Raw genomic sequence first — 9,095 nt, forward strand, 5'->3', positions numbered from 1 at the left:
GGGCTGGCGGCCGGGGTGGATGGCTACATCACCAAGGGCGACCTGGTGCGCCAGGACCTGGTGGACGTGGTGCGGCGCCTGCTGGGCTGACAGGCCCCTGCATGGGAGCGACTCCGTCGGCGCCTCGGCGGGAGCGCGTGTCCCTCCTGCCAGGTGGGCCCCGGGTGTTCCTCAGTACCCGCGGTACTTCCGGCCCGCCTGCTGGCGCAGCGCCATGGCCTCGGCCAGCTCGCGGCGGTCCTCGGGCAGGTAGTGCTGGGGAATCAGCTGTTGGTGCACGAGCTTGCCCAGCGGCGTCAGGCTGAAGGTGCCGAGCAGCCGGTGCTCCTCGCCCAGCCCCAGCTCCGTCCACCGCGCCAGCAATTGACGGTGATGCGCCATCGTCTGGGCGCCGTACTTCTTCGCGCGCGAGCGCACCCGGGTGAAGGGGCTGTAGAGGAGGTCGAACGTCACGTCCCGCGTCGCCCGCTGCGCGTCGTCGAGCGTCCGCCAGTACGCGATGCCCAGCCCGCCCTTCTCCACCGCGGTGCAGTAGTCATTCACGTCGCGGTGGTTGAGGAACGTGGCCCGGTCTCCAATGGAGAAGCTGGAGTTGCCGAGCCCGTGGTACAGCACCTCGCCGTACGCGGGGTTGACGCGCACGCGCGCCAGCTCGAGCAGCTCGCGCCGCACGTGCCGGGGCGAGCGGTAGAAGCGCGCCCCCAGCTCCTTCCAGCCGAGCCGGGTGAACAGCGCCCGCGCCTGCGCATCACTGTGCGCCGTCCGCGCCCACGAGGGCACCGCGCCGGGCTTGCCGTACGTCCCGCTGCGCGGGTCATCGTGATACGGGTAGATGAAGACGCTGTCCACCGCGCCGCTCGTGGCCAGCCGCTCCAGTTCGGCGAGCGTCTTCCGCCACGACTCGGGCGTCTGCCGCTCCAGGCCCGTCATGATGTCGACGTTGACGAACTCGAACCCCACGCGCCGGGCGCGCTCAATCGCCTCGAAGGCGATGCGCAGCTCCTCCTTCTGGTGGTGGAAGGCGTACAGCTCCGGGTCCAGCGTCTGCACGCCCAGGTTGATGCGGCGGAAGCCCGCCCGCACCAGCGCGTGGAGCTTCTCCTCGGAGGCCGTCACCGGCTTCGCCTCCACGGTGCTCATCGACGTCATGGGCGGGCCGAAGTGGAACAGCAGCCGCTCCAGGAACCGCTCCAGCAGGTGCAAGGGCAAGGCGGTGGGCGTGCCGCCGCCCAGGAAGTACAGCGCGCGCTTGAGGCCCGGCGTCAGCTCCCGGACGCGGCGCATCTCCAGCGCCAGCGCGTTCACGTATCGCGACATCAAGTCTTCGGTGTGCTTCGTCAGCAGCTCGTAGTGGAAGCAGTACCGGCAGCGGTACTGGCAGAAGCCGAAGTGGAAGTAGTACCCACCCGCGGAGAACGGGCCCACCGCGTCGCGCAGGTACTCCGCGTCCGTGGGCGCGCGTTGGTAGCCGGGGCGCTTCTCCAACTGCACGGCGGGAGGGTATGTGAGCTGGTAGTCGTGCAGCTCCGGCCGGGGCCGCAGCAGCGGCTCCTGGGCCCAGAGCCGCTCCAGCCGGGCGCCGAGCTCCGGCTCGGTGGCGGTGTCCACCTCCAGCGCCTCGCTGAACCGGGAGACCTTCTTCAGCACCATGGGAAACGTCGCCCTTTCGCCAGCTCGTCAACGGCGCACTGCATGGAGGTCCGCACGCGCGCGTCCACCGCGTCCACGTCCCCGTCGTCCGGGGAGAGGGGCGGCAGCACCCGCACGCTGATTCTCGCTGGCAGCGGCACGTAGCCCGGCAGCGGCCCCAGCCACAGCCCCCAGGGGAGGCTCAGGGACAGGGGGAACGTCTTCAGCCGGAAGCGCCGGTCGAACCCCAGCCGCCTCGCCAGCGAGGCCCCGTCCCAGAGGACGACGAGCGCCTCGTGCCCGCCCACGCAGACCACGGGGACAATGGGCACCCCGGCCTCGCGCGCCAGCGCCACGTAGCCCTTGCGGCCCGCGAAGACGACCTCGTTCCTGCGCGAGAAGCTCCGGCACGCGTCGTAATCTCCGCCCGGATACACCTGCACGGCGTAGCCTTGGCGGAGCGCCTCCCGCGCGAGCTCCGTCCGGGCCCTCACCGCGCCCAGCTTCGCCAGCGAGCGCGCGAGCGGACGCGGGTACACGTCGAACATGGCGTCATGGGCCAGCGTCACCAGCGGAGGCTGGCGGCCGGACGTGTGGTACGTGCCCAGCCACACCAGCGTGTCTGGAATCATCGCCGCGCCGCTGTGATTGCCCACGCCCAGGAAGGGCCGGGACGGCAGGTGCTCCATTCCCTGGACGTCCACGCGGAACCACGCGTGGAGCGCCCGCGTCAGCCAGCCGACGTGACGCCGCTGGAAGTCGGGGTCCACCGCCGCGAGCGCGCCGGGCGCTACCGCCATCGCCGCACCAGCTTGTCGAGGTCGAAGCCGTAGAAGCCGCGCTCCGGCCAGTCCGGCATGGCGCCGCAGAACCGCGCGAAGCCGACGAGCGTGGCGAAGCGCGGGTCCACGTTCAGCGCGTCCGGGTACTCGAAGCGCTCGGCGGCCTCGGCCAGCTCCACCAGCCGCGCGTGGTAGCCCGGCCACGCCACCAGTCCGCGCAGGTAGGGCGCCCAGCGCGTGCGGCCGTCGACGACCTTGGACGCCTCCTCGCGCAGCAGCGCCAGGCCGCCCGGGTGGGACTGCAGGAGCTGCAGGTCGTAACCGAGGAAGGCGTCCTCGTGGTACACGCTGACCATGTGCCGGACGATGCTCTCCGGGCGCTGGGTGAGCCCGGAGTCGGCGAGGAGCTGGCGCGGGTTGTAGAGCACCTGGAGCGGCACGCGGATGGGCACCTGTCCCATCCAGGTGCTCCGGCTGCGCTGCCGCTCCCGCTCGCTCTCGCTCAGCGTGACGGGGAGCATGGCGAGCCCGCCCACGCGGACCTGCCACGGAGACGGCAACCGGTCCAGGTGGCCGTGCTTCACGAAGAAGCCCATCCGCTCGTCAATGGCGCGCGCGGTGCGCATCACGCCACCGTCAGCGGAGCCAGCCGCGTGTGGAGCCCGACCTGGGCGATGCGCAGGTTGAGGTCCTCGAGGAGCCGCGCGCACACGGCGCCCCCATCCATGCCGATGCCCACGATGAGGTCCGGGTCGCGCACCTGCTCCAGGAGCCACTCGCCCCACAGGGCCACCTTCTCCTCCAGCCGCAGGCGCGCCGCGCCGTCCAGCCGGGGGATGCGCTGACGGAGCGCGTGCAGGCCGAAGGCGATGTGGCGGCTCTCGTCCCGCGCCAGCCGGGGCAGGGACTCGGCCACCAGCGTCTTCAGCGCCCGAATCGAGCTGTCGAGCCCCTCCACGTCGTCCAGCGTCTCCACGAGCCTCACCGCCTCCTGGAACAGGGAGTGCGCCACGCCCTCGATGAGCACCTGCATGCCGAGCAGCAGCGCCTCGGGCGTGTCCGCCTCGCGCACCTCCTGCATCAGCCGCGCGACGGAGGGCCGCACGCGCCCCTCGCACCCGAAGAGGCCGACGACGCGCTCGAAGAAGGCCACGTGGCGGGCCTCGTCCGTCTGCTGGGTGGCGAGGAAGGCGCGCGCGGGGCCCTCGGGGAGCCACTCCCGCAGGCGCGTCGCGGCGAAGAGCGCGGTCTGCTCACCCCACTGGAGCTGCACGAAGGCCTCGGCCGCCGTCTGGCGGAAGGACTCCGGCAGTGCCGACACGTCCACGGTGCTCCAGCCGAGGTCCTCGAGCCGCCACTGGTCGCGCATGGCCAGCTCGCAGAGTCGCTCCACGGAAGGTCCCACCCAGCCGTGCGTCATGTGCCGCGCTCCCTCATGCTCGCGACTATGCCACGCCGGGCCCGCATCTCGCCCCCCGGCCCCCGGCCCGGTATCGTGGGCGGCGTGAAGCACGACCTGGTGCGAGCGCACGGCGCGGACCCGATTTCCTACTCAACGCTCCAGCCGGGCCTCTCCTACTTCGAGACCTCCTTCGGCTACGTGCCCTACCAGCGGGCCTTCGGGTTCGACCTGACGCTCGGCCCCCCGGTGTGCGCGGCGGGTGACCGGGCGGAGCTCGTCCAGCGCTTCCTCCGGACGGGCAGGCGCCCCCTCTTCTTCTACGTGCAGCGGGACGTCGCGATGCTCGCCGCCGGGCTCGGAGGGCCTCGCTACCGCGTCAGCGGCATGGGCATGGACAAGGTGCTCGCGCTCGACGCGCCGGAGTCCGCGCGAGCCGCGAAGGTGGACGCCGCGCTCCGGAAGGCGGCGCGCGGCGGCTTCGAGGTGCGGGAGGTCCAGCCCTCGGCGCTGGGCGACGAGGCGCGCGCCCGGGTGGAGGCCATCACCCGCGCGTACCTGCGCCGCAGCTCGGTGCCCGTGGAGATGCGCTTCCTCAACCGCCCGCTCACGCTGGACGGGGACGGGCTCGCGCGGATGTTCCTCCTGCGCCAGGGCGCCGACGCGCGCGTGTTCGGCTACGCGGTGCTGGACCCGTACTTCCACGAGGGCCGCGTCCAGGGCTACCTGCTCAACCTCATCCGCTTCGAGCCGACGCGGCTGTGGGGCGTGTACTACGCGGCCGTCGCCACGCTCGCCTCCCGCCTGCGGGTGGAGGGCGTCAGCCAGCTCTCGCTGGGGTTCTGCCCGCTGTACGGCGTGGACACCGGCGGCTGCTCACCGGGGCTCGCGCGCCAGGTGCAGTGGCTGGAGCGCCGACTCGCGGGCGTCGACTACCTTGCCCGCCTCCGCGAGATGAAGGACGCGTTCCCCGGGGGGACGCCCCAGCGCTACTTCGTGACGCCGTCCCCGTGGGCGGTGACGGCGCTGCTGTCGCTCCTGCGCGCGTGCGGCGTGCCCCTCACGGAGGTGCTCCGCCGGAGTCTCTCCAGTCGCGCCCGGGCAAGCGGGGCCGCGCCGCAGGCTACAACTTCATCCGCTTGAACACCGCACGTATAGGGCCAGAAGCGCCGCAGCCTGTCTTCGATGCACCGGACGAAGGTTCCCTCCGCCGCGGCCGTGAACGCCTCATGCTGCACCTGCCGGATGACGAGCACCGCCAGCCTCCTGAGCCAGGGGAGGATGCGGCCTCTCGCCCGCGCCAACACGCATGAAGGATACCTGCCACTGAGTTCAGGTTTGACCCAGTTGCAATTGTACAAAACCAATCTCTATACCCGGGCCCTCACGAAGTCCTGTCATCCCAGACAGGCCATGAGGGGTTGCGATGAATCAGAGCACGAAAAGGGACGGCATCTGGAAGCGGAGGCCTGGCATCCGGCTGACGGCCGCGGCGCTGTTGGCGCTGACAGCGTGTGGTGAGATAGGCCCCGCGGAGCAGGACGCGCTGGGGCAGAACGCCGCCGAGGCGAACGGCGAGTGCCAGGTCCAGCCGCCCTTCAACCCCAACTTCGAGCCGGAGCTGGAGTGGGCCTGGAGCGGAAGCCCCGTCCTGCCGACCCACGTCCAGGTCATGATGACGCCCATCGTCGTGGAGGTGAATGGCGATGGTGTCCCGGACATCGTCTTCAGCACCTTCGTGGGCTCCAACTACACCACCAACGGCGTGCTGCGAGCCATCAGCGGCGCCGACGGCGCGGAGTTGTGGACGGTGACGGACCCGGCCCTGCGCGTGCGCGGCGCCGCGAGCGTGGCCGGCGCGGACATCGACGGAGACGGCCTGGTGGAGCTGTGTGCCATTCCGGAGAGCGGCAATGGCATCCTCTGCTTCGAGAACACAGGCGCGTTCAAGTTCCGGACTTCCATTCCCGCGAACAACTGGGGCGGCGTGGCCTTCGCGGACCTGGAGGGCGATGGCCTGGTGGAAATCATCAATGGCAACCATGTCTTCAGTCACACGGGCGCGCTGAAGTGGGTGGGCGTCGACGGCATGGGTGGCCCCGTCGGTCCCCTCGCGTTCGCGGCGGACATCGACGGAGACGGACTGCAGGAGGTGGTTAACGGTCGGGCCATCTACCGGCATGACGGCACGCTCAAGTGCCGCAACACGAGCATTGGCAATGGTCTGTCCGGGGTGGGGAACTTCGACGGCGACTCCCACGGCGAGGTGGTGGTGGTGTGGTCGGGCCGCGTCTCGCTGCTGGATGACGACTGCACGCTGCTCTGGACCCAGAGCATCCCCGGTGGAGGGAACGGGGGCGCGCCCAACATCGCCGACTTCGACGCCGACGGGCAGCCGGAGGTTGGCGTGGCCGGCGCCACGCGCTACGCCGTCTTCGAGACGAACGGCGCGGTCAAGTGGTCCAGCGTCACCCAGGACAACAGCTCGAACGTGACAGGCTCGTCCACGTTCGACTTCGAGGGCGATGGCCGCGCCGAGGTCGTCTACGGCGACGAGCGCCGCCTGCGCGTCTACGATGGCGCCACGGGCGCGGTGCGCTTCGACGTGGCGCATTCCTCCGGGACGACCTACGAAAACCCCCTCATCGTCGACGTGGACGGTGATGACAACGCGGAGATTGTCGTCGCCTCGAACAACTATGGTTTCGCCGGCACCGCCGGCATCCGCGTGTACCGCGACCGCGAGGACGGCTGGGTGAACACGCGCCGCATCTGGAACCAGCACGCGTACTCCGTCACCAACGTCAACGACGACGGCACCATCCCCGCTCACCCCGTGGCCAACTGGCGCACCCCGGGCCTCAACACCTTCCGCGCCAACAGCCAGGGCTCGGGCGTCACCAGCCCCTACGCCGCGGCCGACGTGATTGTGACGGGGGTCTCCACCACCTGCGACCGGACGACGGGCACCCTCCTCCTCAGCGCGAACGTCTACAACCAGGGTGACGCCGCCGTCTCCGCCGGCCTCCGCGTGGCCTTCTACCAGGGCAACCCGGACGCGGGCGGCACGCTGCTGGGCGTGGCCACTGTCCCTTCCGTGCTCTCCGCGGGCAATGGCGCGGTCGCCACCCTCGCGCTGGCTTCCGCCCCCGGAGGCACCGCCGAGCTCTGGGCCGTGGCGGATGACGACGGCACTGGCACCGGCCGCGAGACGGAGTGCGTGGAGACCAACAACGGCGGCAGCGCGCCCGTCAGCCTGGCCTGCTCCAGCAACGCGCCGCCCGTCGCGGTCTGCCGGAGCGTCACCCTCCACGCGGAGGCCTCGGCCTGCGGCGCTCCGGCCAGCGTGGACGACGGCAGCCATGACCCGGACCAGCAGCCCGGCCCCTTCTCCATCATTCAGTCGCCCGCTGGCCCCTTCGGCGTGGGGACCCACACCGTCACGCTGACGGTCTCCGATGGTCAGGCGAGCGACGCCTGCACGGCCACCGTCACCGTGGTCGACGTCACGCCGCCGGTCATCACCTGCCCGGCCGAGCGCATCGTGGACGCCACGGGCGCGGAGGGCGCCTTCGTCACGCCCGCGGAGGCCACCGTCTCCGACGCGTGCGGCGCGACGGTCAGCGGCCCACCGGCTGGCGTCTACCCCCTGGGCACCACGGCGGTGACGTACTCGGCCACGGACGCGGCGGGCAACAGCGCCTCCTGCACCACGGCCATCCATGTGGTGGCCCGTGACGCGACCCCGCCCGGGTTCACCATGTGCGAACCGCCACGCTACACGTCCGCCGCGCAGGTGAAGGCCTGTGGCTGGGCCGTTGCAAGCCCCGGCGGCGCGGCCATCAGCACGGTGCTGCTGTCCATCGACGGCGGGGTGCCCCAGCGCCTCACCCCGGACAGCGGCGGTGGCTTCGTCTTCAGCTGGGTGGACCTCGCGGAGGGCCACCACCTCATCACCTTCACCGTTATCAGCGTCGATGGCGGCATCACCACCCAGCGCCGGGAGATGACGGTGGACCGCACCGCGCCCATCCTCCGCGTCCTGTCCCCGGCTCCGGATGAGCCCCAGTCCCCGGTGGTGGAGGTGCGCTCCGAGGTGACGGACCTCAGCCCGGTGCGGGTGACCGTCAACTGGGTCAACAGCACCGACGTGGGCGCGGGCACGAATGTCGCGACCAACACGGTGACCCTGTCGAACCCCGGGCACAACGTCGTGCTCGTCCGGGCCACGGACGCGGCGGGCAACACCACCGAGCAAGTCGTGCTCGTGCTCGTGCTCGTGCTCGTCGAGTAGCGCGAAGTGAAGTGCGCGGGCCGCGCCGTCCTTCACGGCGGCGCGGTCCGCCAGGTGCCTCGTGTCCTTTCGGCAGGCGTGCGTGAAGCCCGCTCGGCCAACGCGAATGCGACGGCCGCCATCATCCTGCGGGTGAGCGGCGAGGCCATCAGCTTCCTCACGGCGCTCAACATGGCGTTCCCCCCGTTCCGCCTGACTGACTACGCCTCGCCGGCACACGAGGACGAAGCCTTCTCCTCGGTCCTTATCCCATCAGAGAGGGAAGATTCCCGGACCGGCGACACCATGGCGCGGAGGCAGGGCCGCATCACTCTCCGCTGTCGGATGAAGATGAGACCCTGAACATCATCGTCTCTGGGGGAGGCCTTCCCGTAGACTGGAGTCGTCCTCGCTCTGAAGGCGTCACATGGCAATCCGCCTGAGCGTCGTGGTCCTCCTCCTCGCTCTCCTCAATGCGTGCGCCTCGCCGCGTGTCGTCCGCCTCGACACGGGACAGGGCTCGTCCCTGGAGTACAGGCCATCCTCCGCACACAAGTCCGTGAAGGTGGACGCGGAAACATTCGAGGAGGCGCTGGGGCAGTTGGTGCTGGATGTGCCCCTGACGCTTCGTGCTTCGCGGCAAGGCTGGCTGGTGCGCGCCTCCCATTCCGGCAACGCTGCGGACAGTCGATGGCAGCGCCTGATGCGCAAGAGCTTTGGCGGCATCTGTGAGCGGGGCCAGCGCAGGGACCACTGCCTCTCCTTGCTCGACGACGGAATGGGCTTGGGTGAGTGGGACAAGCTGGGGATCGCCTTGGGCCTCTCACTGGAGCCCCTCAAGGAGTCCATCGCCAGGGCGGTGGAGAAGACCCTGGCGCCCCAGCTGTAACCGTTCAGGGGTAGTGTTGAGGCCGTCGTCGCGGTGTGCAACCCGTGGCGGATGCACACGAAAACCCCTGCGACGCTGGAATCGAAGATTGAACGACTGGTCCACGAGCACCTGGTGGAGCAG

At 70.6% G+C, this 9,095-nt stretch carries 7 protein-coding genes and 1 pseudogene; 4 read left to right on the forward strand and 4 right to left on the reverse strand.

Going from position 1 to position 9,095, the window contains the following annotated elements; genetic code table 11:
• Positions 1 to 171: 171 nt before the first annotated feature.
• From G4D87_RS27470 to G4D87_RS27485, 4 genes are read right to left on the reverse strand one after another with little or no spacing between them, the layout of a single operon-like run.
• Entirely contained in the window at positions 172 to 1,650 is a 1,479-nt protein-coding gene (locus G4D87_RS27470; RefSeq protein WP_163785527.1) for a radical SAM protein, read from the reverse strand.
• On the reverse strand, positions 1,641 to 2,429 hold the full coding sequence (locus tag G4D87_RS27475; protein WP_163785529.1) for a 1-acyl-sn-glycerol-3-phosphate acyltransferase: 789 nt from the start codon (positions 2,427 to 2,429) through the stop codon (positions 1,641 to 1,643). Before G4D87_RS27475 ends, G4D87_RS27470 begins: the two co-directional genes overlap by 10 nt.
• Positions 2,420 to 3,037, reverse strand: a complete 618-nt coding sequence (locus G4D87_RS27480) for a hypothetical protein (RefSeq protein WP_163785530.1) — start codon at positions 3,035 to 3,037, stop codon at positions 2,420 to 2,422. Before G4D87_RS27480 ends, G4D87_RS27475 begins: the two co-directional genes overlap by 10 nt.
• Positions 3,037 to 3,831 (reverse strand): ferritin family protein, encoded by a 795-nt coding sequence (locus tag G4D87_RS27485; RefSeq protein WP_163785532.1) that lies wholly within the window; start codon positions 3,829 to 3,831, stop codon positions 3,037 to 3,039. The genes G4D87_RS27480 and G4D87_RS27485 overlap by 1 nt, the downstream gene beginning before the upstream one ends.
• Positions 3,832 to 3,846: 15 nt before the next feature.
• Between G4D87_RS27485 and G4D87_RS27490 the strand changes: the two genes are divergently transcribed.
• From G4D87_RS27490 to G4D87_RS27505, 4 genes and pseudogenes are all read left to right on the forward strand, one after another.
• On the forward strand, positions 3,847 to 4,953 hold the full coding sequence (locus G4D87_RS27490) for a phosphatidylglycerol lysyltransferase domain-containing protein (protein ID WP_163785535.1): 1,107 nt from the start codon (positions 3,847 to 3,849) through the stop codon (positions 4,951 to 4,953).
• A gap of 283 nt (positions 4,954 to 5,236) precedes the next feature.
• Positions 5,237 to 8,104: an FG-GAP-like repeat-containing protein gene (locus G4D87_RS27495; RefSeq protein ID WP_163785537.1), complete on the forward strand. Its 2,868-nt coding sequence runs from the start codon at positions 5,237 to 5,239 to the stop codon at positions 8,102 to 8,104.
• A gap of 78 nt (positions 8,105 to 8,182) precedes the next feature.
• Positions 8,183 to 8,446: a hypothetical protein gene (locus G4D87_RS27500; protein ID WP_163785539.1), complete on the forward strand. Its 264-nt coding sequence runs from the start codon at positions 8,183 to 8,185 to the stop codon at positions 8,444 to 8,446.
• Positions 8,447 to 8,510: 64 nt separating this feature from the next.
• Positions 8,511 to 8,969: pseudogene (locus tag G4D87_RS27505) on the forward strand (AHH domain-containing protein); the annotation flags it as partial.
• Positions 8,970 to 9,095: the final 126 nt, after the last annotated feature.

This window comes from Myxococcus vastator (assembly GCF_010894475.1).
Classification (GTDB): Bacteria; Myxococcota; Myxococcia; order Myxococcales; family Myxococcaceae; genus Myxococcus; species Myxococcus vastator.

Bases quoted from the DNA above. Each gene is read 5' to 3' on its own strand.
- G4D87_RS27485 (WP_163785532.1), bottom strand. From the start codon at position 3,831: ATGACGCACGGCTGGGTGGGACCTTCCGTGGAGCGACTCTGCGAGCTG.
- G4D87_RS27470 (WP_163785527.1), bottom strand. From the start codon at position 1,650: ATGGTGCTGAAGAAGGTCTCCCGGTTCAGCGAGGCGCTGGAGGTGGAC.
- G4D87_RS27480 (WP_163785530.1), bottom strand. From the start codon at position 3,037: ATGCGCACCGCGCGCGCCATTGACGAGCGGATGGGCTTCTTCGTGAAG.
- G4D87_RS27495 (WP_163785537.1), top strand. From the start codon at position 5,237: ATGAATCAGAGCACGAAAAGGGACGGCATCTGGAAGCGGAGGCCTGGC.
- G4D87_RS27475 (WP_163785529.1), bottom strand. From the start codon at position 2,429: ATGGCGGTAGCGCCCGGCGCGCTCGCGGCGGTGGACCCCGACTTCCAG.
- G4D87_RS27490 (WP_163785535.1), top strand. From the start codon at position 3,847: ATGCTCGCGACTATGCCACGCCGGGCCCGCATCTCGCCCCCCGGCCCC.